The following is a 25,298-nucleotide window of genomic DNA, read 5'->3' on the forward strand; positions in this document are numbered from 1 at the left end:
CAGAACAAGCCTAAATCGACAGTGGACGCGGCCATCGAGAACCCGCGCATGATCGAATCCAAGGGGTCCCTGGTAGCGGACCTGTCCATGGTGCCCAACGACCGCAAAATAGTCATCCAAGGCGCCCGGGCGCACAACCTCAAGAACGTCAACCTGTCCATACCCCGCAACCGGATGGTGGTCTTCACCGGCCTGTCGGGCTCCGGCAAGTCCTCCCTGGCCTTCGACACCCTCTTCGCCGAGGGCCAGCGCCGCTATGTGGAGTCCCTCTCTGCCTATGCCCGCCAGTTCCTGGGCCAAATGGACAAGCCTGACGTGGACTTCATCGAGGGCCTGAGCCCGGCGGTCTCCATCGACCAGAAGACCACCAACCGCAACCCCCGGTCCACCGTAGGCACCATTACCGAGGTCTACGACTACCTGCGTCTGCTCTTCGCCAGGACAGGCATTCCCCACTGCCCGGTCTGCGGGGCCGAGGTGCGCGCCCAGTCGCCGCAGCAGATCGTCGACACCCTCATGTCCAGACCCGTGGGGACCCGCTTCCAGCTGCTAGCCCCAATCGTCAAGGGCCGCAAGGGCGAGTTTGTGGAGACTCTGGAGCTTCTGCGCTCCGACGGTTACTCCCGGGCCGTCATCGACGGAGAAATGCACCAGCTGTCCGACTCCATCAAGCTGACCAAGCAGAAAAAGCACACCATTGAGGTGGTAGTGGACAGGCTGGTTATTCGGGAAGGCATGCGCCAGCGGCTGACCGACTCCGTGGAGACCGCCCTGCGACTGGCCAAGGGCACTGTGGTGGCCGACTTCGTGGATTTGGATGCCAAGGATCCCGAGCGTCGCCAGCCCTTCTCAGAGAAGCGGTCCTGCCCCAACGGCCACGAGCTGGAATTGGACGAGATCGAGCCTCGGACCTTCTCCTTCAACGCCCCCTACGGAGCCTGCCCGGCCTGCACCGGTCTGGGATTCAACCTGGAGATCGACCCTGAGCTGGTGGTGCCCGACCCGGAGAAGAGCCTCAAAGACGGTGCTGTGGAGCCCTGGAGCGGCACCAAGAGCCAGCAGCGCTTCTACGGCCACCTGCTGGACGGCCTGGCCAAAGAGATGGGCTTCGCCACCTCGACTCCCTGGAAGGACCTGCCCGAGGACGTTCGTCACGCCGTCATGTACGGGCATGACTTCAAGGTGGACGTCTCCTACCGGAACCGCTGGGGCCGGCTGCGCGAATACACCACCGGGTTCGAGGGCGTGGTCCGCACCCTGATGCGTCGCCATGACGAGACCGACTCGCAGCCTATGAAGCAGTATTACGAGTCCTATATGCGCGAGGTGCCCTGCCAGGTCTGCCAAGGCAAGCGTCTGAAGCCCGAGGTCCTGGCCGTGACTGTGGACGGGCTCTCCATAGCCCAGGTCTGCGACATGGCCGTGTCCGTCAGTCTGAAGTGGATTGAGAGCCTGCACATGGAGGGCGCCCAGGCCAAGATCGCCGGGGAGGTCCTCAAGGAGATCCGCGCCCGCTTGCGCTTCCTCAACGACGTGGGACTGAACTACCTGACCTTGTCCCGGGCGGCAGCCACCCTCTCCGGCGGTGAAGCCCAGCGCATCCGTCTGGCCACTCAGATCGGCTCGGGCCTGGTGGGCGTTATGTACGTGCTGGACGAGCCTTCCATTGGCTTGCACCAGCGGGATAACGACCGGCTAATCAAAACCCTGCAGCGGCTGCGCGACCTGGGCAACACACTGATTGTGGTCGAACACGACGAGGACACCATCCGCCAGGCCGACTGGCTGGTCGACATCGGCCCGGGAGCCGGCGAACATGGCGGTGAAGTCATCTTTTCCGGGCGCTCGCAAGATCTGGCCAAAGCCTCCCGCTCAATCACCGCTGACTACATCGCCGGTCGCCGTTCCATCGAGGTGCCCAAGCGCCGTCGCAAGACCAGCCGCACCCGCCAGCTGACCGTGGTGGGGGCTCGGGAGAATAACCTGAAGAACCTCAAGGTCTCCTTCCCCTTGGGGGTCATGACCCTGGTAACCGGTGTCTCCGGCTCCGGCAAGTCCACCCTTGTCAACTCCATCCTCTACCCCGTCCTGGCTGACCAGCTCAACAATGCCCGCATCGTGCCCGGCAAGCACACCCGAGTGGAGGGGGTGGACCAGGTGCGCAAGGTCATCCATGTGGACCAGAACCCGATCGGCCGCACCCCGCGATCCAACCCGGCCACCTACACCGGCGTCTGGGACAAGATCCGCCAGCTCTTCGCCAAGACCCCGGAGGCCCAGGTGCGCGGCTATGGTCCTGGCCGCTTCTCCTTCAATGTCAAGGGCGGCCGCTGCGAGACCTGCCACGGTGACGGAACCATCAAGATCGAGATGAACTTCCTGCCCGACGTCTACGTGCAGTGCGAGACCTGCCACGGCAAGCGCTACAACAGGGAGACCCTGGAGGTAACCTACAACGGCAAGACCGTCTCGGATGTGCTGGATATGCCCATCGAGGAGGCCGCGCGCTTCTTCAAGGCCTATCCCTCCATCGCCCGCTACCTGGACACCCTGGTGGACGTAGGCCTGGGCTACATCCGCCTGGGCCAGCCGGCGCCCACCCTGTCCGGAGGCGAGTCCCAGCGGGTCAAGCTGGCCACCGAGTTGCAGCGGCGCTCCGACGGCAAGACCGTCTACATTCTGGACGAACCCACTACGGGCCTGCACTTCGAGGATGTCCGCAAGCTGCTCAAGGTTCTTCACGGCTTGGTCGACAAGGGCAATACGGTCATCGTCATCGAACACAACCTGGACGTGATCAAGACCGCCGACTGGATCATCGACCTGGGACCCGAGGGCGGCGACGGCGGCGGCACCGTGGTGGCCAAGGGCACTCCCGAGCAGGTGGCCGCCAATCCGAACAGCTGGACCGGCAAGTACCTGAAGCCCATGCTGGATCCAGCCAAGGTAGCCAAGGCCACACGATCATGACCCGCAGCTGCTTCGAGCGGCACACGCCGCAGGTATGGCGACGCACCGCCCAAGCCCTGGAGGAGGAGTCCGCCACCGGCACCACGACCGGCGTCAACAGGAACGGCGCACCCCTGCTGGGCGACAGTCGGGACCTCTTCCGCCCTAAGACCTCGGACATTCCCGCCCAGCCGGGCGTCTATAAGTGGAGGGACGGCGACGGCCGGGTCATCTACGTGGGCAAGGCCAAGAACCTGCGCAACCGTCTGACCAACTACTTCCAGCCCCTGGAAAACCTGCATCCGCGCACCCAAACCATGGTGCTGACGGCCCGGAGCCTGGAGTGGACCGTGGTGGGCACTGACCTGGAATCCCTGACCCTGGAATACACCTGGATCAAGGAGTTCGACCCCCGTTTCAACGTCAAGCTGCGCGACGACAAGACCTACCCCTACCTGGCCGTCTCCGTGGGGGAGGAGTTCCCCCGGGTCTGGATGACCCGTGTGCGCAAGCGGCACGACACCCGCTACTTCGGCCCCTACGCCAAGGTCTGGGATATGAAGCACACCCTGGACGCTCTGCTCAAGACCTATCCGGTGCGCACCTGCACCCCCGGCGTCTTCCGCAGGGCCAAGCTCAGCGGTCGTCCCTGCCTGCTGGCCTCCATCGGCAAGTGCTCGGCCCCTTGTGTGGGCCGGATCAGCGCCAGCGATCACCGTCGTCTGTGCACGGAGCTGACCGGGGTCATCACCGGCAGACTGGGTAAGAGCTACCGGGCCGGGCTGACCAGAAGCATGCAGAAGGCCAGCAAGGATCTGGACTTCGAGAAGGCCGCCCGCCTGCGCGACCAGATCGCCATGCTGGACACGGTCATTGAGCAGAACGCCGTGGCCTTCGCATCCAACGTGGATGTAGACGTTTTCGGCGTGGCCTCGGACGAACTTGAGGCCTCGGTCCATGCTTTCTTCGTGCGCTCTGGAGCCATCCGCGGCGAACGCAACTGGAGCGTGGAGCGGGTCGAGGACGTCTCTGACAGCGAGCTGATCAGCGACCTGCTGGTGCAGGTCTACTCGGACCTGATGAATGAGAACGACAGCGAGCTGCACAAGCTACCCGGGAATTCCGATACGCCCGTCTCCATCAGCCAGGACAGGGATGCCATGGGGTCCACCCAGAAGGTCACAGCCCTGGATGCCGAGTCACGGGCCAAGGCCACCAGGAGCCGACACCGCCATCAGGACCTGACCGGACGTGCCGACCTGCTGGCCCCCATCTCGCCAGTGCCTCCCGAGGTCATTGTCCCAGTCCAGCCCGACCGGACCGGCGACCTGCAGGAGTGGCTGCGTCAGTTGCGCGGGTCAGCAGTGACCATCCGAGTGGCCAGCCGGGGCGAGAAGAAGTCACTGATGGACCGGGCCAACGCCAACGCCCGTCAGGCCCTGCAGCGCAGCAAGCTCAGCCGCATGAGCGACATGGGCACCCGCACCCAGGCCATGAACGACGTGGCCAAGGCACTGGGCCTGGACCGAGCCCCGCTGCGCATCGAGTGCTACGACATCTCCAACACCGTAGGCGGCCAGTTCCAGGTGGCCTCCATGGTGGTCTTCGAGGATGCCGTCCCCAAGAAGTCCGAATACCGTCGATTCGCCATCCGCGGCGAAGACGGCAGGGGCGCTGTGGACGATATGAGCGCCATCTACGAGACCTTGACCCGGCGCTTCCGTCACGGCAACATCGCGGGCGACAGCGGCGACAGCATGGAGGCTGAGCGAAAAGCCAGCGGCAAGGCACCCGAGTTGGTGGAGCAGGAGGAGGGGGCCATCGTCCAGCAGAACGCCGCCGCCCGCCACTTCGCCTACAAGCCCAACCTGGTCGTGGTCGACGGTGGCAAGCCCCAGGTGACCGCTGCAGCCCGGGCCCTGCACGACTGTGGTGTGGACGATGTGGCTCTGTGCGGCTTGGCCAAGCGCCTGGAGGAGGTTTGGGTGCCTGACGACGACTATCCCATCATCCTCAAGCGTCAGTCCGAGGGCATGTACCTGCTGCAGCGGGTGCGGGATGAGTCCCACCGCTTCGCCATCACCTACCACCGGCAGACCCGGCGCAAGGGTGCCCTGCGGTCGGCCCTGGATGAGATTACGGGCATCGGCCCCGCCTACCAGAAGAAGCTGCTCAATCACTTCGGCTCAGTCAAACGCATGCGTCAGGCCTCCCAGGAGGAGTTGGAGGCCGTCAAGGGCATCGGTTCAGCCAAGGCCGAGGCCATCTACCAGGCCTTGCACAGTGACCAGGATCAGGCCGGGGGCAGCCGGCGATAAAATGGCTCAAGAGGCTGGCAAAGAGCCGTGCCCTGATCCTGATTGGTGCGTGATTGCAGATATGAATGGGCCTGATCACCGTTGTGCCGTCCTGGGCGACCCCATCAGCCACTCCCTTTCGCCTCTCCTGCATCGTTCAGCTTATGCGGCGCTAGGCCTGGACGGCTGGCGCTACGACCGTGTGCGCATGGACGCTGACGACCTGGCAGATTTTATCCACGGCCTTGACCCGTCCTGGGCCGGTCTCAGCCTGACCATGCCCTTGAAGAGTGCTGTCGGCCCCTTGGGCGGCTTTTGCGACTGCTGGTCTAAGACCCTAGGAGTAGCCAACACAGCAGTCTTCCAGCAGGGCGGCCACGCCAAGGGCTTGTCCCTCTACAACACCGACGTGGAGGGAATCGTGGCCGCCCTGCTGGAAGTTGCCGACCGCTGCCGGGCCGATGAAGACCCTGAGGGTCTGGCCGCCCTGCTGGAGGCAGCCGGTCAGGGTCGGCAGGGCCAGCTTCCCGGCCAACCGTACGGGAGAGCGCAGGCCCTGGTCATCGGCAACGGGAACACAGCCGAGTCCGCTTTCTGCGCCTTGAAGGTGCTGGGGGTCGAACGTGTAGATCTATTGGCTCGCAACCCAGAACACTGCGACCACTTGCTCGACCTTGCCTCACGACTGGAACTGCCCAAACCAACCGTCATCGCCATGGGCCAGGCTGAGGCAGCCGACAAGGGCCTGACCAGGGCCGACATTGTCGTCTCCACCCTGCCCTCGGGTGCAGCAGACCCCCTGGCCGATTTGCTCAGTACAGCTGAAGCTCCCGAGGCCAAGGAAGCTGATGATGGCGGACGCTTGGGTCCGGTCCTGCTGGATGTGGTCTATGATCCTCGGCCCACCCCGCTTATGAAGGCCTTCTGCCGCCGGCCTGGCGCCCGGACCATCAGCGGTGAACGAATGCTGCTCTATCAAGCCGTGCGTCAGGTGGCACTGATGACCGACAGACCTCTGGCCACTATTCCGGTGTCCGCTATGGACCAAGCCTTGAGGGAGGCATGACGGTGACGACGGAAAAACCGCCTTTCGCAGGCTTCGAGGTACTGCTGATCACGGGCATGTCCGGCGCAGGCCGCTCCCGCGCTGCCGACTCCATGGAGGACATGGGCTGGTATGTGGTCGACAACATGCCCCCACGCCTGCTGGTGCCCCTGGTCGACATGATGACCTCGGCCAGAAGCTCCCTGCACCGCCTGGCTGCGGTTATCGACGTCCGTTCCCGCTCTTACTTCGACGACCTGTCGGCCGTGCTCAGCCATCTGGACGACCTAGGCGTGCGCTGCCGCATCCTCTTTTTGGATGCCTCCGACCAGGTGCTGGTCAAGCGCTATGAGTCCGTCCGTCGACCCCACCCCCTGCAGGGCTCGGGCCGCCTGATCGACGGCATCCAGGAGGAGCGCCGCCTGCTGAGCGGGCTCAAGGAGCGTGCCGACATGGTCATCGACACCTCCAACTTGAGCATCCATCAGCTTTCCACCCGCCTGTACGAAATGGTCCTGGGCTCCGGCCCGACCACCGTGGGCGTGCACATCATGAGCTTCGGGTTCAAGTACGGCTTACCCATCGATGCCGACTTTGTGGCCGACGTACGTTTCCTGCCCAACCCCTACTGGGTCCCTGAACTGCGGGACTTGAACGGTCATGACGGCCCGGTTCGGGACTATGTGATGGCCAGCAAGGGCGCCAAGGAGTTCCTGGCTGCCTACACCACCGCCATTCTGACCGCACTCGGAGGCTATGCACGCGAGGACAAACACTATGTGACCATCGCCTTTGGCTGCACTGGCGGACAGCACCGCTCAGTGGCCATGGCCGACGCTCTGGCCGCCCGTCTGCGGTCCTGCGGAATGGAGGTGACCGTCTCGGCCCGCGAGCTGCCGCACCGTTCCCGCGGATAGCCAAAGGCGCAATTTGTCCAAGATATTCGGTATCACAGTAATCCGGTGGTCGGCGTGGCAGGTGTGTCGCGCGGCCAAGAAGTATTCATTTTTTAGTATTTTTTCGTAGGAGGACGGCTCTTGGCCCTACTTGATGATGTCAAAAGCGAGCTGGCCGCGATTGACAACGAACCCCCCTCTGCCAAGAAAGCACAATCGGCGGCCATGATCCGCTTCGGTGGCGGTCTGCACATCATTCAACGCCACATTGTGGTGGAAGCGCAATTCGACTCCCTGCTGGCAGCGCAGTGGTTGCAGAACACCATCAGGGACGTCTACGGCCATGATTCCGATCTGATCCAGGTCAAGAGGCAGGCCCCTACCGGCAACCTGACCCGCTACTCGGTCCGTGTGCTACGGGCGGGCGGCGCCTTGGCCCTGCAGACCGGACTGCTGGACCGCCGCAAGCATCCGGTTCGTGGTCTTCCCGCCGACATCGTCTCCGGCAACATCGCCCAGGTCAAGGCCGCGTGGAGAGGAGCTTTTCTGGCCCACGGGGAGCTGTCCGACCCGGGCAAGGCCTCCTATTTGGAGATCGTCTGCCCTGGATCCGAGGCCGCCTTGGCCCTGGTGGGCGCCGCCCGCCGCCTGGGCATCAACGCCAAGGCCCGTCAGGTGCGCAGCTCCGAGCGCGTCACCCTGCGCGACCCGGACGTCATCGAGCGCATGCTCAACCTGATGGGCGCCCCCAAGTCCTCCAGGGAGTGGACCGGCAAGCGCAGCGATGGGGAGTCCCGAGGCAAGGCCAACCGCCTGGCCAACTTCGACGATGCCAATATGCGCCGGTCGGCCAAGGCTGCCGTCGAGGCCAGCGCCAAGGTCACCAAAGCTTTCGAAATCCTTGGCGACGACATACCTGAGAATCTGCGTGCGGCCGGCCAGCTTCGTCTGGATCACCGAGAGGCCTCCCTCGAAGAGTTGGGCCGCCTTGCCGACCCACCGGTCACCAAGGATGCCATCGCCGGACGTATCCGCCGTCTGCTGCAGCTGGCCACCAAAGTCGAAAAGAAGAAGACCGAGGAACTGGCCAAACAAGAGTGAGATAGCTCACACAGGTCGGTCTGCCTGAGTACCATGGCAGGGGAGCGGGCGCATTGACCCGCGGTCAGAAAGGATACGCATGAAAACACTGAAGAGCCTCGGTGATCTCAAGGGCAAGCGCGTGCTCGTCCGCGCGGACTTTAACGTGCCGCTGGACGGCACCACCATTACGGACGACGGCCGCATCCGCGCCGCCTTGCCAACAATCAAGCAGCTTCGTGACCAGGGCGCCAAGGTTATCCTCATGGCCCACCTGGGTCGGCCCAAGGGCAAGGTCGTTCCCGAGCTGAGCTTGGCCCCCGTGGCCGCTCGCCTCAGCGAGCTGCTGGGCGTGCAGGTTCCTCTGGCTGAGGACACCTATGGCCCAGATGCCCATGCCAAGGTGGCCGCCATGAACGACGGTGACGTGGTTCTGCTGCAGAACGTGCGCTACAACCCCGAGGAGACCAGCAAGGACGAGGCCGAGCGTGACGCCTACGCCCGCAAGATCGCCGACCTGGGCGACGTCTTCGTCTCAGACGGCTTCGGCGTAGTCCACCGCGCCCAGGGCTCAAACTACTCCGTGGCCAAATTCCTGCCCTCCGCAGCAGGCCTGCTGGTCGAGAAGGAAGTCAAGGCACTATCCAAGGCGACCGAGAACCCCGACCGGCCCTTCACTGTGGTCTTGGGCGGCTCCAAGGTCTCTGACAAGCTGGGCGTCATCGAGAACCTGCTCAGCAAGGCCGACCGTCTGGTCATCGGTGGCGGCATGGTCTTCACCTTCCTCAAAGCTGAAGGCTATGAGGTCGGCTCCTCACTGCTGGAAGAGGATCAGGTCGACACTGTCAAGGGCTACATTGCCACTGCACGCGAGAAAGGCGTGGAGCTGGTCCTGCCCACCGACATCGTGGTGGCTGACGAGTTCAAGGCGGATTCACCCCACCAGGTGGTTCCCGCCGATGGCATCCCTGCAGACAAGATGGGTCTGGACATCGGCCCTGACTCCCAGAAGCTCTTCCATGACAAGATCGTGGACTCCAAGACCGTGGTCTGGAATGGACCCATGGGCGTCTTCGAGTTCCCGGCATTCGCCGATGGCACCCGGGCTGTGGCCCAGGGCCTGGTCGATGCCACTAAGGCTGGAGCCTTCACCATCGTCGGTGGCGGCGACTCTGCCTCGGCCGTGCGCAACCTCGGCTTCCCTGAGGACGGCTTCTCGCACATTTCCACCGGTGGCGGTGCCTCGCTGGAGTTCCTTGAGGGCAAGGAGCTTCCGGGTCTGAAGGTGCTGGAGTAAAATCGGCAGACAGGCGGGCAATGCCGGGTCACCGGGTTTCGCATCCGGCGACCCGGCATTGCTGTTGGTACGCGGATGGAAAGGTCTGGTATGGCACGCATTCCCCTGGTGGCCGGCAATTGGAAGATGAATTTCGACCACCTGGAAGCCACCTATTTCGTGCAGAAGCTGGCCTGGCTCCTGCGCGACGCCCACTTCGACCGCAGGCGTTGCCAGGTGGCTCTGATGCCCGCCTTTACCGCCCTGCGTTCCGTGCAGGTGCTGGTTGAGGCCGATAACCTGCCCATCGAGTATGGGGCCCAGGCTGTCTCCGTCACTGCCCAAGGGGCCTTCACCGGGGATGTGTCCGCCGACATGCTGGCTCAGTTGGGTTGCAACTATGTCATCGTGGGCCATTCAGAGCGGCGCAAGTACCATCCCGAGGACGATGCCAACATCGTCGACCAGGTCCGAGCCGTTCTGGCTGCAGGCATGAAGCCCATCCTCTGCGTGGGGGAGAGCTACGAGGAGCGCCGTCAGGGCATCCAACTTGACTTCGCCGTTGGTCAGGTCAACGACGTCACCCGTGACCTGGCCAAGGAAGACATGGAAAACCTGATCGTGGCCTACGAACCGGTCTGGGCCATTGGCACCGGCATGGTGGCCACTCCGGACACGGCCCAGCAGGCCGCCCGGGCGATTCGCGACCATATCTCAAGCAAATTTGGAGAGCCTGCCGGCCAGGCCGTACATATCCTCTACGGCGGCTCGGTCACCTCCAAGAACGCCTCCCAGATGATCACCCAGCCGGACGTGGACGGCTTTCTGGTGGGTGGCGCCTCCCTGGATGTGGAGGAGTTCGCGCGGATTGTGCGACTGGCAGCTAAGGGCTGATGCGTTTTTCCTCGGGTGTATGTATACTAATCTCCAGTTCCTTACATGGAGGTATGTGCCGTGACCATTGTCAAGATTGTGCTTCAAGTCGTCGTCATCATCGCCAGCATATTGCTGACCATGCTGATTCTGCTGCACAAGGGCAAGGGCGGCGGCCTGTCCGATATGTTCGGCGGCGGAATCGGCTCCAACGCCGGCACCTCGGGCGCAGCCGAGAAGAACCTGAACCGGCTGACCATTATTGTGGCTCTGATCTGGGTGGCCATCATCATCGCCTTGGACCTCATTTCCAAGTACAAGTTGGCCTGATTTCAGCAACCAATACATGAAATACCTGACCCCGGCAGTGACCGGGGTTTTTCCTTATCCGGGTGTCCTATCCCTATGACTGCTCCTTTTTAACTGCTTTTTTATAACTGTTTTCTCCAGCAATAGCGCGAGGCTCATAGTCCTTGACTATTACCACAATATGTCATTCACAATGCACCGATAATCCAACGAATCAGCCGCCTGAAGGATAGAGTAAAGAACAATGGTGTGCCCGACGAGCGGCGCATCACACAATGTCGTGCAAGCTAAGCAAGCGAAAGGAAGTGCTCATGGCTGAGCAAGCTGCACCGAGCCTGGAGGGCTGGTTCTGTCTCCACCTCTTCTGGAAAATCGATTGGGCCAAGTGGCGTCGAGTGCCGCAGGACGAACGCCGGGAATGTCTGAAAGAGTTCAAAGCCCTGGCCGCACAGCTGGAAGCGGTCCAGTCCCAGGGCCAGGGAAGCCACTACTGGTTCCAGGTCAACGGGCAAAAGGCCGACCTGGGCCTGATGGTCCTCAGGGAGACCCTGGACCAGCTGCAGGGGGTCGAGACCTCCCTGGAGAAGCTGCGCCTGTCCGATTATCTGGAGCCGACCATCTCCTATGTGTCCGTCACTGAGGTGGGCCTCTACTCGGGCAAGCCAACCACAGACCGAGGCTGGTCCTACGTCAATGCCAGCCTTCACCCCAGGACTCCCGACAAGCACTACATCTGCTTCTACCCAATGTCGAAGACCCGCGTCCCCGGCGCCAACTGGTACACGCTGCCCTACAACCAGCGCAAGGCCTACATGCATGACCACGGCAAGATCGGCCGCTCCTACGCCGGCAAGGTCTCCATCATCCTGACAGGATCCATCGGCCTGGACGACTACGAGTGGGGCGTCACCCTGTTCGCTGACGATCCCCTCGAGTTCAAGAAAATTGTCACTGAGATGCGCTACATCGAAGCCAGCTCCATATACGGCGAATTCCCTTACTTCCTGGTAGGCACTCGGGCTGATCCTGAGTGCATTGACAGACTGTTCACGGACCAGATTGGACAGTAACACCATGCCGACAGGGGAGAGAAGATCGATCCTTTCCACGCCCATATGGTTCTTCATGGTCATCGTCTTCATCACCCAGCTGGATGGGGGAGCGGTGCCGACCATGCTGCCGTCCATCACCCGGACCTTCGGCCTGACCACCATGGGCTCCTCTTGGGTGGTCGGACTTTACACCCTGGGCCTGGTGGTGGGCACCCCCATCACCTCCAACCTCTCCGATGCCCACGGGACCAGGAAGGTCTTCCTCTGGGAGCTGGCCTTCTGGTTCCTTGGATGTCTGATGACTGCGGTCTCGCCCAACTATGCGGTCATGCTGCTGGGCCGGTTCATCCAGTCGCTGGGAGACAGCGGCATCATGGTCCTGTCCATGAACGTCCTTCTGCAGCGCGCCCGCAGGAACGACCAAGGCAGGAGGGTATCCACGGTGGGCATCATCGCCGGTCTTTCCGCCATGGTCAGCCCGGTCCTGTCTGGCGGGCTCCTGGGCATCACCCACGGATGGCGGGCCTACTACTTCATGATGCTGCCCTTCCTGGCCATTTTGTTTATTCTGGCCTGGTTCATGATGGGCGACTCCCAGACTGACCGTGACTGGAAGATCGACTACTTGGGCCTGGGCTCCTTCAGCATCGCTTTGGCTCTGCTGATGGTGGCGATCACTTTCCTCCAGTACGGAACCACCTATCTGGCCCTGATCATCGGATGCCTCCTGGTCGCAGTGGCGGCCGGCGCGGTCTTCCTTGTGCATGAACGTAATCTGGGCGATTCCAAGGAGACCATGCCCTTCCTGCCCATCCACCTGCTGAAGCTGCCCTCCTATGGGATCACCCTGCTGCTGGGAACGCTGGGAGGCATGTTCTTCTCCCTCTTCGTCTACATCCCAACCTATGTACACTCCGTATTCGGGCTTCCGGTCCGCTCAGCCGGCATGGTCATGGTCGGCGTCGGGCTAGGCTCCGTGGTCGGATCCTGGCTGGGCGGGCTCCTGGTCGACAAGTTCGGCTTCCGGACGACGCTCGTCTTCTCATCGTCGCTGATAGGCCTGATGGCCTTGGTGATCACACTGACCCTTCATGACCTGCAGCTCTTCATGCTCCTGTCCTTCCTGATGGGGGTCGGCATGGGCTCGATGATGTCCTCGCCGCTCCAGGTCATCGCCGGAAGGCTGGCCGGGCTCGAGAACCGTATGCAGGCCATAGGCGGGTTGTCCGCTTGCAAGAAGATCGGCACCACCATCGCCCCCCTGCTCTTCGCCTCGGCCATTGAACTTGGCAAGGTGGGCGGACAGGCTGGTCTGGCCTCCTACAGGAACATGTTCCTGGTGGTCATCGTCATAGCCCTGGTCAATATCGGCCTGACAAACTGCATTCCATTTTCACAGAAAGAAGTCGCTGATGACTGAACCTACAGCTGTCCTCCTCATGGCGTACGGCACCCCCTACCAGGAGTCAGACATCAAGGGGTACTACACCAACATCCGCCACGGGCAGGAGCCACCCAAGCCGCTCATGGACCAGCTGATCGGCCGCTACAAGGCCATCGGCCTGCCCTCGCCCCTGGCCAGGATCACCAGAGCCCAGCGCGACGGTCTTCAGGCTGCGCTGGACAAGGCCCATCCCGGCGCCTACAAGGTCTACGAAGGTTTGAAATACATCGCACCCTTCATCAAGGATGCAGTCGACCAGATTGCCGCCGAAGGCATCACCAGGGTGATTGGCCTGCCGCTGGCCCCTCAGTATTCCTCCTATTCGAGCGAGGACTACCACAACCGCGCCCGCAAGGCCATCGAGGCCCATCCGAGCATGGAATATCTGCCGGTGCGGTCCTGGTGGAACCACCAGGCACTGATCCACTTCTGGAGCGATCAGCTGGTGGCCAAGAAGCATCTGACCGACCGGCCAGACGCTAAGGTGATTTTCAGCGCCCACTCCCTGCCCCTACGCATCATCCAGGGAGGGGACCCCTACAAGGATGAGGTCATCGGCCTATCCAATGCCGTGGCTCGGGCCGCCGGCCTCAATGAGGAGCAGTACATACTGGCTTGGCAGTCTGCAGGCCGCACCCAAGAGCCTTGGATCGGTCCTGATTTCGTCGAGGTGGCCAAGGATCTGATCACCAAGAGCGGCATGAAGACCATCGTCTCCGCCTCCATCGGCTTCATCGCCGACAACCTGGAAATCTGTTATGACGTGGACATTGAGCTGACCAAGGCCATTGAATCAGCCGGCGGCACCCTGACCAGGTTGAACTTGCCCAACGACAGCCCCGCCCTGATTGCCGCCCTGCAGCAGGTGGTCGAAGAGACCAAGACAGAGTAGTCGTATAAGAGTAGTCACATATCTACTTGGATTTTTGTTGAGATATCGATTGTGCCCCGCCGGTTCAAACCGGCGGGGCACAATCGATAGTCGTTCGCGACGGCTGTCAGTCAGGCGCTCAGCCGTTGACGCGATCGATGCCCTTCTGTACGTCGGAGAGGACCGAATCCCAGGAGTCGATGAAGGCGGCGACGCCATCGGCCTCCAGCTTGTCGGTCACGTCCTTGATGCTGATGCCCAGGTCAGCCAGCTTCTGCATCACCTGGTGGCTCTCCTGATAGGTGCCTTTGACCGAGGGAGCGCCATTGCCGTGATCAGCCAGAGCATTCAGGGTCTTCTCTGGCATGGTGTTGACCACGTCAGGGGCCACCAGCTCGTCCACGTACTTGCAGTCGGAGTAGGCGGCGTTCTTAGTGCCGGTGGAGGCCCAGAGCGGACGCTGACGTTTGGCGCCTTTGGCTTCCAGGCCAGCCCAGCGAGGATCGCTGTCAAAAGCCCTCTCGAAGAGTTCATAGGCCAGGCGGGCATTGGCCACAGCGGCCTTGCCCTCCAGGGACTTGGCCTCGTCAGATCCGTTGGCCTCCAACAGTTTGTCAACCGCAGTATCCACGCGGGAGACGAAGAAGGAAGCGACCGAGCCCATGTGCTTCAGGTCATGGCCGTTCTTGTCAGCCTGGACCATACCCTCTATGAAGGCGTCGATGACCTGCTTGTAGCGCTCCAGGGAGAAGATCAGGGTCACGTTGACTGAGATGCCCTTGGCCAGGGTGGCGGTGATGGCGGGTAGGCCCTCCAGGGTAGCGGGAATCTTGATCATGGCGTTGGGCCGGTCGACCTTGTTCCAGAGCTCTTCGGCCTGCTTCTCGGTCTCTTCTGTGTTGTGGGCCAGACGAGGATCGACCTCGATAGAGACGCGTCCATCCACGTAATCGGTCTTTTCGGCAACCTCGCGGAAGATGTCGGTGGCGTTACGCACGTCGGTTGTGGTTAGCTCGCGGACGGCCTCCTCAACAGGTATGCGACCCAGTTGCTTGAGCTGTTCGTCATAGGGGCCCACCTGGCTCAAGGCCTTCTGGAAAATCGAGGGGTTGGTGGTCACGCCCACCACATTGCGCTCGGCGATCAGCTGCTGCAGATTGCCCGACTCGATGCGGGTGCGGCTCAGGTCGTCCAGCCAGATCGAGACACCTGAATCGCTGGTGCGCTGGGTGTTTGCATTTTCTGCCATCTTGTCACTCCTTATTTGGGTTCCCGATGGAATCACATTCACTATGCTCTACCGGGAAGTCTATTTCTGTATTCCCCAGGCCCGCGTTTCGGACGTGCTCTGCAGGGGAGGGGGCCGGCGTCGCGGACGGCCCCCGATTAATCACGATGCCGGGTTCAGCGTGCCCGACGGACTTCCTCCAGGGAGGCCTGTGCTGCTTCGACCACATGATCGGCGGTGATGCCCAGGTCGCGCATGTTCTCGTCGCCGCTGCCCTGCAGACCGAACTGCTCTATGGAGACGGGCTTGCCATAGCTGCCCAGGTACTTGTACCAGGGCGTGGCCAGGCCAGCTTCAACGGAGACGCGGGCCTTGACGGAGGCGGGCAGAACAGCTTCCTTGTACTCGTCGTCCTGTTCCTCGAACCACTCAAGCGAGGGCACGGAAATGACGCGGGCCTTGACGCCCTGCTCAGCCAGGGTCTTGGAGGCAGCCACAGCGAGCTGCACCTCGGAGCCGGTGGCCATGATCAGTGCATCCGGCTGGCCCTCGGTGTCGACCAGCACGTAGGCGCCCTTACGAACGCCTTCACGGGCCTTGGCCTTGGTCTCCTTCAAGGTGGGCACGCCCTGCCTGGTGAGAATCATGGCTGTGGGGTGGGTGTTGCCCTTCTCGAAGAAGGCGCGGTAAGCCTCAGCGGTCTCGTACTGGTCGGCCGGGCGCACAACCTCCATCTGAGGGATGGCACGCATGACGGTCAGGTGCTCGATGGGCTGGTGGGTGGGGCCATCCTCGCCCAGGGCCACGGAGTCGTGGGTCCACACATACAAGTTGGGGATGTCCATCAGAGCCGCCAGACGCACCGAGGGGCGCTCATAGTCGCTGAACTGGAAGAAGGTCCCGTTGTAGGGCCTGGTGTCCGAACCCAGCAGGATGCCGTTGGTGATGGCGCCCATGGCGAACTCGCGCACGCCAAAGTGCAGCTGGCGGCCGTACTTGCTGGCCTTGGGCCACTGGACGGTTTCGTCGGCCTCAGGAGCGAAGGAGACAGCACCGTTGATGTTGGTGTTGTTGGAGCCGCCCAGATCAGCGGATCCCCCCCAAAGCTCGGGCATGATGGGGGCCAGGGCGTTGATGGCTGCGCCGGAAGCCTTGCGGGTGGCCACCTTTGAGCCGGGCTCGAAGCCAGCCTCCAAGTCGTCCAAGGCCTTGTCGAAGCCCTCGGGCAGCTTGCCGGCATGGATGCGGTCGTAGAGGGCAGCCTTGTCGGGGTTGGCCTTGCGCCAAGCCTGGAACTTCTCGTCCCAGTCCTTGTGGGCGGCTAGGCCGCGCTGAGCGACCTCGCGTGCGTGAGCCAGGGCCTCCTCGTCGATCTGGAAGCTCTGCTCAGGGTCGTAACCCAGGGTTTTCTTCAGGGCGGCGACGGCCTCGGGGCCCAGGGCAGAGCCGTGGGCTGAAGGATCGTTGGTCTTACCGGGGGTCGGCCAGGCCATCAGGGTGTCCACCTTGATGAACTTGGGCCGGTCGGTGACCTGCTCGGCCTTCTCCAGGACGGCAGCCAGGCCCTCGACATCCTCCTTGTAAGAGCCGTCGGGCTGGATGAAGCTGAACTCGTCGGTGTACCAGCCGTAGGCCTGGTAGCGTTTGAGGATGTCCTCGCCCAGGGAGATGCGGGTGTCGCCCTCGATCTGGATGTGGTTGGCGTCGAAGATGACGGTCAGGTTGCCCAGGCGCTGGTCGCCGGCCAGGGAGCTGGCCTCGGAGGAGACGCCCTCCTCGACGTCGCCCTCGCCGCAGATGACCCAGACCTTATGGTCGAAGGGGGACTGCCCCTCAGGTGCGTCAGGATCCAGCAGACCACGCTCGTAACGCTGACCATAGGCGAAGCCCACAGCCGAGGCCAGACCCTGGCCCAACGGGCCGGTGGTCATCTCGATGCCGGGGGTCAGGCCGTACTCGGGGTGGCCGGGGGTCCGGGTGCCTGCGGTGCGGAAGCGCTTCAGATCGTCCAGGGTCAGTCCGTATCCGGAGAAGTAGAGCTGCACGTACTGGGTCAGCGAGGCGTGGCCGCCGGAAAGAATGAACCGATCACGCCCAACCCAGTCGGGGTCGTTGGGATCGTGACGGATGAAGTGCTGGTAGAGCGCGTAGGCGATGGGCGCCAACGAAATAGGGGAACCGGGGTGGCCGCTTCCGGCCTTCTCGACCGCGTCGGCCGAGAGGACCTTGGCCATCTTGACAGCCCGCTCATCAAGTTCGGACCATGTGAAATCTGCCATATGGTGCTGCTTTCCTTCCAATCTAGAGGTCTTCATGTTCGACTTGTGTCGAAAATGTTCGATTACCTTCACAATGCGTTTCCATCGTATCGGTTTGAGACGACACAATTCGGCTCTTCGCGCGACGTTTTGGCACTCTCATGGCCCGAGTGCTAATAATGAAATCATGACGGAAGGAGCGACATTGCCTAATACCAGACGCATGCTGGTGCTGCGCGCGGTCGTCGAGGACTACATTCGTTCTCGTGAGCCGGTAGGGTCGGGTTCGCTCACCAGAAGTCATCAGCTTGGAGTCAGCTCCGCCACCGTGCGCAACGACATGGCGGCCCTGGAGAGCGAGGGCTACCTGGTTCAACCCCACACCTCGGCCGGCCGCATCCCCACCCAGAAGGGCTACCGTTACTTCGTCGACAAGTTGGCCACCATCGTGCCTCTGTCCGCAGCCCAGCGCCGGGGCATCAACGCTTTTCTGTCTGGGTCGGTCAACCTGGAGGACACCCTGCAGCACGCCGCTCAGCTTCTGGCTCAGATCACCGGGCAGATCGCCGTGGTGGCCTCGCCCTCCCTGGCCAGCTCGAACCTGCGCCGGGCCGAGCTTATAGGACTGAGCCGGGGGACCGTACTTATGGTGGTAATCACCGATACCGGCCGGGTGGTCCAGCGCACCCTGCACGGGCCCCTGCAGGAGGACCCGAACGCCTTGGCGGACCTGTCCGACCAGATCAACCGGCAGTGCCAGGACCTGCCCCTGGACCGTGCAGCCGACCGCTGCCGCATACTGGCCGACTCCCTTACCGAGGGCCGCGACAAGTCCACGCTGCGCCTGGTGGCTGCAGTCTTCGACGAGATGGCCACCCGAGAGCAGACCAGTGGCCTCTACATGGCCGGCACCTCCCAGCTGACCCACAGCCAGGCCGTCTCCTTGGGGGACTTGGGCTCGCTGCTGGACGCCTTGGAGGAGCAGGTGGTGCTCATGCGGCTCATGCGGGCCCAGAGCGAGCTTTCGCGCGAGAGCAACGGGGTCAGCGTGGCAATCGGCACCGAGACCCGGACTCCCGAGCTAGTCCACGCCTCGGTAGTCACTAGTGGATACGGACATGCCAGGTCCAGGCAGACCGACGGCTCAGAAGCCGACGAGCCAGTGGCCTTCGTAGGCTCCATCGGCCCGACCCATATGGACTATCCGGCGACCATGAGCGCGGTTCGTGCCGTGGCCTCGTATTTGACCGGTTTCCTGGCCGGCGACGGGGAGCCATGACCGTTAAGGCAGCGGCATAAGTCATAGGTATCGTGGGCCCATGCAACTATGGGTCGAAAGGGCATCAAACGAAAAGGATGATCGGTGGCAGATTACTACGAGGTTTTGGGAGTCGAGCGCGGCGCGAGCGATCAGGACATCAAGCGTGCCTATCGCAAAATGAGCCGCAAGTACCACCCGGACATCGCCGGGCGTGAATACGAGGACAAGTTCAAGGAGGTCAACAGCGCCTACGAGGTGCTCTCGGATCCTGAGAAGCGGCGCATGTACGACGCGGGCGTGGACCCCAATGACCCCCAGGCCTCCCAGGGAGCCGGCCCCTTCGACATGGGCGACGTCTTCAACCAGTTCTTCGGCGGCGGCTTCGGTGGCACGACCCAGGGGCCCATTCCGCGCACCCAACCCGGACGGGATGCCCTGGCCCAGGTCTCTGTGGACATGAAGACCGCCATCTTCGGCGGCGTGGTACGCACCCCCATCAGCACCTATGGCCTCTGTCAGGAGTGCGGCGGATCGGGGGCCCAGAAGGGGACCTCACCGGTGACCTGCCCTGTATGCCATGGCAAGGGCTATGCCCAGAAGGTGGTGCGGACCCTGCTGGGGCAGATGATGAGCCAGGCTCCCTGCGAGCGGTGTGAGGGCCACGGCACCGTCATCGAGCACCCCTGCCCGGTCTGCAACGGCCACGGCCGTGTACGCACCCGCCGCGAGGTGGGCGTCAACGTGCCGGCAGGCGTGGCCGACGGCTCACGCCTGCGGTTGGCCTCCCAAGGCGAGGTGGGCGAAGGCGGCGGAGCGGCCGGCGACCTGTACGTGGACATCGCCATCAAGCCCGACAAGCACTACACTCGCAGTGGCCAGGACCTGCACTGCTGGATCGCCGTGCCCATGACCTGGGCCGTGCTGGGCCACCAGGTGGACCTGGAGACATTCGACGGCCAGCGACAGGTGGAGATTCCCGTCGGCTGCCAGCCCGACCAGGAGATCACCATCAAGGGCCTGGGTGTCACCAGACTGGGCAACCGGGAGGAGCGCGGCGACATCATTGTCCACGTGCTGGTCCAGATCCCCACCAAGCTGGACGACAATCAGCGCCGCCTGATTGAGGACTTCGCCGACAGCCACGACTCCGAAGCCAAGCAGGTCCCGCAGAGCGCCAAGCCTGCCGGAGCCGGAGGCCGCAAGGGAATATTCGGCAAGCTCAAGGACATCTTCAGCTGAGTCATCCCAGCAGCGACCGGCACATGGACCGATATTCGCTCACATAGCCGCCGCCGAAGAAGGCGCAGTGCCCGGCGATGGCGTAGAGTTGCCAGAGCGTAGTCCGGTTCTGGTAGCCGGCCACCAGGGGATGCACGCTCTGGTAGCCGTCCAGGATCTGCCCTAGGTAGGGGATGCCGAACAGCTGCAGCATGGCCAGGTCTTCCTCACGATGGCCTCCGTGGGCCGCAGGGTCGATCAGGACAGCCTGTGTCTGCCCGTCTTTCCTGGCCCACATGACGTTGCCGCTCCACAGGTCCCCGTGGACCCTGGCGGGCTTGTCATCGGCGGCGGCACCCAGCAGTTCCGGCAGGGCCTGGATCACTTCTTGGGTCATCTTCATGTCCTCGCGGTTCAGCGCCCGCCGATCCATGGCCATGCCCACCATGGGCTCCAGCCGTCCCTTGGCCCAATAGGTGGCCGGGTCGTCCCAGGCGCCCACGTCCATGGGCAGCGGATCCTGCAGGGGCCCGAAGTAGCAGGTGCCCGTGTAGCCCTCGGGCGCAGAGCCGAAGTGGTCGGCCCCGGCATCATGCATATGGGCCAGCTGGGCGCCAAAGCGGTAGGCCGCGCCAGACGTGGGGGAGGCGGAGGTTACCTCCTCAATGTCCAAATAGTCCGGGCCCCAGTCGTAGACATCCACCACTCGGGGACCGCCCTGCGCCTGAGCCTGGCCCAGCCATTGCAGACCGCGCCCTTCGCACTCGAAGAATCCCGCCGGGGCCCCGCCCCTGGATTTTCTGTAGGTCTTGGCCATGATGATCCACACCCCTAATCGTCGAGTCGTCGATTCCGACAAGATCCATTGTGGGCATTCTGCGAGACATGCCCGCCCCTTGGCTCTTCCTGCCCTGCGCGGTGGCTATGCTTGCCATTGTTGTCCGACATAGCAAGAGGGGTCCATGAATTTCTTCGAAGCCATTCTGTTCGGCCTGGTGCAGGCCCTGACGGAGTATTTTCCCGTCTCATCCAGCGCCCATATCCGCATCGTGGGCGGCCTGCTGGGCCAGGACCCGGGCGCGGCCTTCACAGCCATCATCCAATTCGGCACCGAGCTGGCGGTTCTGCTCTACTTTCGGCATGACATTGTCCGCATATTGACCCACTGGTTCCGTTGCCTGGCTGGCAAGGACGGCTCCTCCTGGCGGGAGCGGATGGGCTCCAAGGACCATGACGCAGCATTGGGCTGGTACATCATTCTGGGAACCCTGCCCATCGTCGTGGCGGGACTGCTCTTCCAGAAGATAATCGAGACCAAGCTGCGCAATCTCTGGATTACCGTGGTGGTACTGATCGTCTTTGGCCTGCTGCTGGACTACTTCGACCGCCATGGCCGTCAGACCAAGGAGATCCGGCAGATGAACGCCCGTGACGCCCTGCTCTTCGGCATCGGGCAAATGCTGGCCCTGATCCCCGGCGTATCCCGTTCGGGCGGCACCATGACCTTCGGCCGCGGCTTGGGCTATACCCGCGAGGCCGCAACCCGGGTCAGCTTCCTCATGGCCATTCCCGCCGTCTTCGGCGCCGGAATCCTAGAGACGGTCAAGTCCTTGAAAAACATCAATGCAGATGCTGCTTTCCCCGGCTGGGGGGCCACCATCTGCGCCACCGTAGTCAGCTTTCTGTTGGGCTACATCGTTATCATCGCCTTTTTGAAGATCGTTTCACGCTTCTCCTACCGGGGATTTGTCATCTACCGAATCGGCCTGGCAATCTTCGTGGCCATCATGCTCATGGTCGGCGCCCTGCCTGCTGTGGGCGGCGTTGCAGCCAGCTGACCCCTGATGAAGAACTTCGCCGAGGATCAGACGATCCCAATGCCGCGTGACAGCATTCTTTCATGTACTGCCCGTGGTTTCGCGGCAGTGGAGTCAGCACACAGACCTGCATGCATTGCGCGGCCAACGGGGGATCCCGATTTTTTCTGGGAGATTTGCAACGGTTGTGCCATATAGGTTTGGCCTGTAATAGCTCATGACGGCACTGGTGCTGATGCCCCTCCTCATAGTAAATGGCAAACAAGGCCATCCAGGGCATGGCAGGCTTCAGGGCCTTCTGACATCGACACACGTGATCAGGCTCACATTGAGTTCACATCCTGCCTGAAATCCATAACGAGGACCAGCAATCAGCTTCCGGAATCATTGACTTTCCCGGGATTTTTGGGAATCTGTGCTTACTCCACATGCCCGATTCAGGAATATCGGTCATAAAGGGCACCCGCCCCGGACGACCAGCCGGGCAGCAAAAGCAGCTTTTAACCATCATCTTGCGTTAACATGAAAATCCCTCGGCGCTTGGTTACCCCCGTGGATCAGCTGGGCCATGGACGGCGGACCGGGAACCGAAGGGCAAAAGAGAAGGTCTAGTATACGGAACTAGAGGAAGCCGTCTGGCAGGTATAGAAGTAATGGAACATATCACTCCCTCCCAAGCCTTTCGCTTCCCGCAGCACCAACCGGCGGCTACAAACCGCCCTGTTAGGATGTTGAGGATCAGCCATGCATTTCACAGTTGACAACCTTGAAGAGATTTTTCCCCTTGCAGAATTCATGGCCGATTCCTTCGGCCCCATGGCCGAGATCGCCGTGCATGACATCACTCGCCTCGAGAATACCATAGTGTTTATTCGCAATGGTCAGCTTTCCGGACGCACCCTGGGCGACACCGTGACCAACCAGACCCGCCAACTGGCCATGCGGGCCGAACGTGATGGGGCCGACTTCGTCTCCGACTACCGCGGGCGCCGCCTGAACATGCACGAGTTCCGCGTCTCCTCATACCTGATACACGACAGGCAGCAAACCGTCATCGGCCTGCTCTGCATCAGCATCAACATCACCGAGCTGCAGCAGGCGGCCCATGTGCTGCAGACTCTGACCGAAACCGACTCCGACGATGTGCAGATCTCCACAGAGGCCTCCCGCAGCCACATGACTGAAGAGCCTCAGGAGAACATCCGCAGGATCACCAGGGAGGCGGTCCGCCAGTTCAACATTCCCATGGATAAGCTGACCAAACAGGACAGGCTGAACATCATCAGCGACATCAAGGACCGGGGCATTTTCCTGATCAAGGGCGCGGTAGGAATTGTGGCACCCGAACTCAGGATATCCATTCCCACTCTCTACCGGTACCTGCAGGCCCTGAAATAGGGGCCAAAACAGCTAATAAGTAAAACCCCCGGCGGCAGGAGAGGGGGGTATAATTCTGCGCCGCCGGGGGAGCTTTACAGCACGGCCGCCGTGAATTACACGACAACCGGAACGCGACCCTACACGCGGGCCACGCAAGTATCACATAGGTAGAACAAAGAGTCCACGGTTTCCTCAAGCTGTGGGGGGAATGACAGATTCAGCCACGGCAACGACTTGCCCTCATAGGCCCCGGCCTTTCTGCATGTTATCACCTCGTTAAGGACACCTCGGGTTACTCCTGTTTCTGGCAGGTCCCCCGACCTGCAGATAAGAGTAAATTATCACAAAGCCACGGACATGCCAAGCGTTCGGTTCAAAGTCTGACCCTAATACGAATGACGTTCATCGGCCGAACTCGCAGCAGGCAGGAAATAGAGCGCACGATCTGGTTCAAACAGGGGAATATCGGATGTCCGTCGATGGGAGACGCCCAAGACAGGGGGGCAAAGCCGTGCCGGAGCATTAAGAAAACCGGTTTGAACCACCACAAATAAATTATTAGCCAAAAAGCCCATGACCAGAAGAGCCCGATAGGACAAAAAGCGGATCAAACATCCCTGCCTGCTAATGGATTTTCAGAGAGAAGATGGGGGGGGGGGGGAGAGAGAGACTCAGCATCCAGGTGGGCGATGCAGGAATCGAACCTGCGACCCCTTCGGTGTGAACGAAGTGCGCTAGCCGCTGCGCCAATCGCCCGGATTGGGAAAGACCACCGAAGTGATCCTCGTGGGCGATACTGGATTCGAACCAGTGACCCCTTCCGTGTCAGGGAAGTGCGCTACCTCTGCGCCAACCGCCCGGGTCATTCTCGTTTCGAGAGAGGTGGGTACGAGAGTCGAACTCGTCTATACGGCTTTGCAGGCCGCTGCCTAACCGCTTGGCTAACCCACCGTATTGGTTAAACTGCTCGAAACCTCGAGCGGGCAACGGGACTCGGACCCGCGGTCTCGACCTTGGCAAGGTCGCGCTTTACCAACTAAGCTATGCCCGCACATTCAACTTTCACCCTAGCGGTGACTGCCGAAGCACGTTGCACTACTGTAGCGTAGACCCTCGCACTTGGCAAAGAGCGCGTGTCGCCGCGTCATAGAGCCACCCTCCGCTGACGGCAAAGCCGCGAAATACAAGGCTTCCTACCGGTAGGGTGAGAGGTATGAGTGAAGAAGCCAGGCAGCACAGCACCATGGTGGCCGCCTTCGATGGCTGGAACGATGCGTGCTCAGCCTCGACCAACGTCATCCGCCACCTGTTGAACGTCTACGAGTCCCACGAGATCGGCAGCATTCCGGGCGACGGGTTCTACGACTACCAGATGTCAAGGCCCATGCTCTGCCATGTGCAGGGTAGGCGGCGGATTATCTGGCCCTCCACCAAGATCTACCGTGTGCAGATTGATGACACCCACACCCTCCTGCTGGAGATGGGCCCGGAGCCCAACTACCACTGGAGCGACTTCTGCCGGCGCAGCATTCATTGGGCCGAAGACGATGAGGCGGAGGCCATCATCACCCTGGGTGCCATGTTCGCCGACTGCCCCCACACCAGGCCCCTGCCCATCGACGATCTGGCTGGCGACCAGCCGAAGACCGACACCGACGGCCACTCCGGCCCAATAGGCATCCCCACCGTCCTGGATGCTCTTGCCACCCAGGACGGCTACAGCACCGAGTCTATATGGGTCTCCGTGCCACAGTACCTGGGCAGCGACGAGTGCGCGCAGGGTACCCTGCAGCTGCTGCAAAGACTCTCGGCCATGCTTGGGGTCCACCTTGACGAGGGGGAGCTGCCCCGCAAGGCAGCCGAGTGGAAGGCCCAGGCCGGAATGCTGTTGCGCTGCAATGACGACCTGGCCAACTACGTCCACCGTCTGGAGATTGATGCCGACCAGGCCCATATGGACGAGCCGGCCGCCGAAGAGCTGATCCGGGAAGCCGAGGACTACCTGCGTTCCATGGGCAACAAAGGCCCCTCCTTGTCTGAGTGA

General features: G+C 62.1%; 19 protein-coding genes and 4 tRNA genes. 16 read left to right on the forward strand and 7 right to left on the reverse strand.

The genetic code is table 11. The annotated features are described in order from the left end of the window. Positions 1–48 precede the first annotated feature (48 nt). From uvrA to hemH, 11 genes are all read left to right on the forward strand, one after another. Entirely contained in the window at positions 49–2,970 is a 2,922-nt protein-coding gene (gene uvrA / locus J3T95_RS02045; protein ID WP_267450569.1) for an excinuclease ABC subunit UvrA, read from the forward strand. After that, on the forward strand, positions 2,967–5,267 hold the full coding sequence (uvrC, locus tag J3T95_RS02050; protein WP_267450227.1) for an excinuclease ABC subunit UvrC: 2,301 nt from the start codon (positions 2,967–2,969) through the stop codon (positions 5,265–5,267). The genes uvrA and uvrC overlap by 4 nt, the downstream gene beginning before the upstream one ends. Positions 5,268–5,328: 61 nt before the next feature. After that, positions 5,329–6,312, forward strand: a complete 984-nt coding sequence (locus J3T95_RS02055) for a shikimate dehydrogenase family protein (protein ID WP_267450228.1) — start codon at positions 5,329–5,331, stop codon at positions 6,310–6,312. Further along, complete coding sequence (gene rapZ, locus J3T95_RS02060) at positions 6,309–7,208, forward strand: RNase adapter RapZ (RefSeq protein ID WP_396019979.1); 900 nt, start codon at positions 6,309–6,311, stop codon at positions 7,206–7,208. The genes J3T95_RS02055 and rapZ overlap by 4 nt, the downstream gene beginning before the upstream one ends. A gap of 120 nt (positions 7,209–7,328) precedes the next feature. Continuing rightward, the gene (gene whiA, locus J3T95_RS02065) at positions 7,329–8,288 is read left to right on the forward strand and encodes a DNA-binding protein WhiA (RefSeq protein WP_220235846.1); all 960 of its coding nucleotides are present in this window, start codon (positions 7,329–7,331) and stop codon (positions 8,286–8,288) included. A 79-nt stretch (positions 8,289–8,367) separates the two neighbouring features. Then, a complete protein-coding gene (locus J3T95_RS02070) occupies positions 8,368–9,564 on the forward strand; it encodes a phosphoglycerate kinase (RefSeq protein WP_220235845.1) in 1,197 nt (398 codons plus the stop codon). 90 nt (positions 9,565–9,654) lie between these two features. Further along, positions 9,655–10,437, forward strand: a complete 783-nt coding sequence (tpiA, locus tag J3T95_RS02075; RefSeq protein WP_267450229.1) for a triose-phosphate isomerase — start codon at positions 9,655–9,657, stop codon at positions 10,435–10,437. Positions 10,438–10,497: 60 nt separating this feature from the next. Continuing rightward, entirely contained in the window at positions 10,498–10,746 is a 249-nt protein-coding gene (gene secG, locus J3T95_RS02080; protein ID WP_220235843.1) for a preprotein translocase subunit SecG, read from the forward strand. Positions 10,747–11,036: 290 nt separating this feature from the next. After that, the gene (hemQ, locus tag J3T95_RS02085) at positions 11,037–11,795 is read left to right on the forward strand and encodes a hydrogen peroxide-dependent heme synthase (protein ID WP_267450230.1); all 759 of its coding nucleotides are present in this window, start codon (positions 11,037–11,039) and stop codon (positions 11,793–11,795) included. A gap of 4 nt (positions 11,796–11,799) precedes the next feature. Next, complete coding sequence (locus J3T95_RS02090) at positions 11,800–13,197, forward strand: MFS transporter (RefSeq protein WP_267450231.1); 1,398 nt, start codon at positions 11,800–11,802, stop codon at positions 13,195–13,197. Next, entirely contained in the window at positions 13,190–14,113 is a 924-nt protein-coding gene (gene hemH, locus J3T95_RS02095) for a ferrochelatase (protein ID WP_267450232.1), read from the forward strand. The genes J3T95_RS02090 and hemH overlap by 8 nt, the downstream gene beginning before the upstream one ends. 118 nt (positions 14,114–14,231) lie before the next feature. On the opposite strand, the gene tal is transcribed toward hemH, so the two are convergent. Further along, positions 14,232–15,341 (reverse strand): transaldolase, encoded by a 1,110-nt coding sequence (gene tal / locus J3T95_RS02100; protein ID WP_220235839.1) that lies wholly within the window; start codon positions 15,339–15,341, stop codon positions 14,232–14,234. A 155-nt stretch (positions 15,342–15,496) separates the two neighbouring features. Beyond that, entirely contained in the window at positions 15,497–17,599 is a 2,103-nt protein-coding gene (gene tkt, locus J3T95_RS02105; RefSeq protein ID WP_267450233.1) for a transketolase, read from the reverse strand. 184 nt (positions 17,600–17,783) lie between these two features. On the opposite strand from tkt, the gene hrcA reads away from it, so the two are divergent. Beyond that, positions 17,784–18,857, forward strand: coding sequence for a heat-inducible transcriptional repressor HrcA (gene hrcA / locus J3T95_RS02110; protein WP_220235837.1), 1,074 nt, complete (start codon positions 17,784–17,786; stop codon positions 18,855–18,857). 84 nt (positions 18,858–18,941) lie between these two features. Then, on the forward strand, positions 18,942–20,078 hold the full coding sequence (dnaJ, locus tag J3T95_RS02115; protein ID WP_220235836.1) for a molecular chaperone DnaJ: 1,137 nt from the start codon (positions 18,942–18,944) through the stop codon (positions 20,076–20,078). A 1-nt stretch (position 20,079) separates the two neighbouring features. Here dnaJ and J3T95_RS02120 read toward each other — a convergent pair whose 3' ends face one another. Continuing rightward, positions 20,080–20,874 carry a fructosamine kinase family protein gene (locus J3T95_RS02120; RefSeq protein WP_267450234.1) on the reverse strand — a complete coding sequence of 265 codons (795 nt, stop codon included), beginning with the start codon at positions 20,872–20,874 and terminating at the stop codon, positions 20,080–20,082. A gap of 145 nt (positions 20,875–21,019) precedes the next feature. On the opposite strand from J3T95_RS02120, the gene J3T95_RS02125 reads away from it, so the two are divergent. Beyond that, positions 21,020–21,895 carry an undecaprenyl-diphosphate phosphatase gene (locus J3T95_RS02125; RefSeq protein ID WP_220235834.1) on the forward strand — a complete coding sequence of 292 codons (876 nt, stop codon included), beginning with the start codon at positions 21,020–21,022 and terminating at the stop codon, positions 21,893–21,895. Between the two features lie 723 nt (positions 21,896–22,618). After that, positions 22,619–23,272: a helix-turn-helix transcriptional regulator gene (locus J3T95_RS02130; RefSeq protein WP_267399957.1), complete on the forward strand. Its 654-nt coding sequence runs from the start codon at positions 22,619–22,621 to the stop codon at positions 23,270–23,272. Between the two features lie 665 nt (positions 23,273–23,937). Here the strand turns inward: J3T95_RS02130 and J3T95_RS02135 are convergent. The 4 genes from J3T95_RS02135 to J3T95_RS02150 all read right to left on the reverse strand — a co-directional run bounded on the left by J3T95_RS02135 (position 23,938) and on the right by J3T95_RS02150 (position 24,305). After that, positions 23,938–24,010: transfer RNA gene (locus J3T95_RS02135), tRNA-Val, on the reverse strand. Positions 24,011–24,041: 31 nt separating this feature from the next. Then, positions 24,042–24,113: transfer RNA gene (locus tag J3T95_RS02140), tRNA-Val, on the reverse strand. Between the two features lie 21 nt (positions 24,114–24,134). Then, positions 24,135–24,205 (reverse strand) — tRNA-Cys (locus J3T95_RS02145). Positions 24,206–24,232: 27 nt separating this feature from the next. Continuing rightward, positions 24,233–24,305, reverse strand: a tRNA-Gly gene (locus J3T95_RS02150). A 162-nt stretch (positions 24,306–24,467) separates the two neighbouring features. On the opposite strand from J3T95_RS02150, the gene J3T95_RS02155 reads away from it, so the two are divergent. Beyond that, complete coding sequence (locus J3T95_RS02155) at positions 24,468–25,298, forward strand: PAC2 family protein (protein WP_220235832.1); 831 nt, start codon at positions 24,468–24,470, stop codon at positions 25,296–25,298.

Origin of the sequence: Bifidobacterium sp. B4079 (assembly GCF_026537385.1) — a bacterium.
Classification (GTDB): Bacteria; Actinomycetota; Actinomycetes; order Actinomycetales; family Bifidobacteriaceae; genus Bombiscardovia; species Bombiscardovia asteroides_I.

What these genes read in the sequence shown, in the direction of transcription:
- uvrA (WP_267450569.1), top strand. Translation starts at nt 49, where the DNA reads ATGATCGAATCCAAGGGGTCCCTGGTAGCGGACCTGTCCATGGTGCCC.
- uvrC (WP_267450227.1), top strand. Translation starts at nt 2,967, where the DNA reads ATGACCCGCAGCTGCTTCGAGCGGCACACGCCGCAGGTATGGCGACGC.
- J3T95_RS02090 (WP_267450231.1), top strand. Translation starts at nt 11,800, where the DNA reads ATGCCGACAGGGGAGAGAAGATCGATCCTTTCCACGCCCATATGGTTC.
- hemH (WP_267450232.1), top strand. Translation starts at nt 13,190, where the DNA reads ATGACTGAACCTACAGCTGTCCTCCTCATGGCGTACGGCACCCCCTAC.
- J3T95_RS02130 (WP_267399957.1), top strand. Translation starts at nt 22,619, where the DNA reads ATGCATTTCACAGTTGACAACCTTGAAGAGATTTTTCCCCTTGCAGAA.
- hemQ (WP_267450230.1), top strand. Translation starts at nt 11,037, where the DNA reads ATGGCTGAGCAAGCTGCACCGAGCCTGGAGGGCTGGTTCTGTCTCCAC.
- tpiA (WP_267450229.1), top strand. Translation starts at nt 9,655, where the DNA reads ATGGCACGCATTCCCCTGGTGGCCGGCAATTGGAAGATGAATTTCGAC.
- tkt (WP_267450233.1), bottom strand. Translation starts at nt 17,599, where the DNA reads ATGGCAGATTTCACATGGTCCGAACTTGATGAGCGGGCTGTCAAGATG.
- J3T95_RS02055 (WP_267450228.1), top strand. Translation starts at nt 5,329, where the DNA reads ATGAATGGGCCTGATCACCGTTGTGCCGTCCTGGGCGACCCCATCAGC.
- J3T95_RS02120 (WP_267450234.1), bottom strand. Translation starts at nt 20,874, where the DNA reads ATGGCCAAGACCTACAGAAAATCCAGGGGCGGGGCCCCGGCGGGATTC.
- tal (WP_220235839.1), bottom strand. Translation starts at nt 15,341, where the DNA reads ATGGCAGAAAATGCAAACACCCAGCGCACCAGCGATTCAGGTGTCTCG.
- J3T95_RS02070 (WP_220235845.1), top strand. Translation starts at nt 8,368, where the DNA reads ATGAAAACACTGAAGAGCCTCGGTGATCTCAAGGGCAAGCGCGTGCTC.
- rapZ (WP_396019979.1), top strand. Translation starts at nt 6,309, where the DNA reads ATGACGGTGACGACGGAAAAACCGCCTTTCGCAGGCTTCGAGGTACTG.
- J3T95_RS02155 (WP_220235832.1), top strand. Translation starts at nt 24,468, where the DNA reads ATGAGTGAAGAAGCCAGGCAGCACAGCACCATGGTGGCCGCCTTCGAT.
- J3T95_RS02125 (WP_220235834.1), top strand. Translation starts at nt 21,020, where the DNA reads ATGAATTTCTTCGAAGCCATTCTGTTCGGCCTGGTGCAGGCCCTGACG.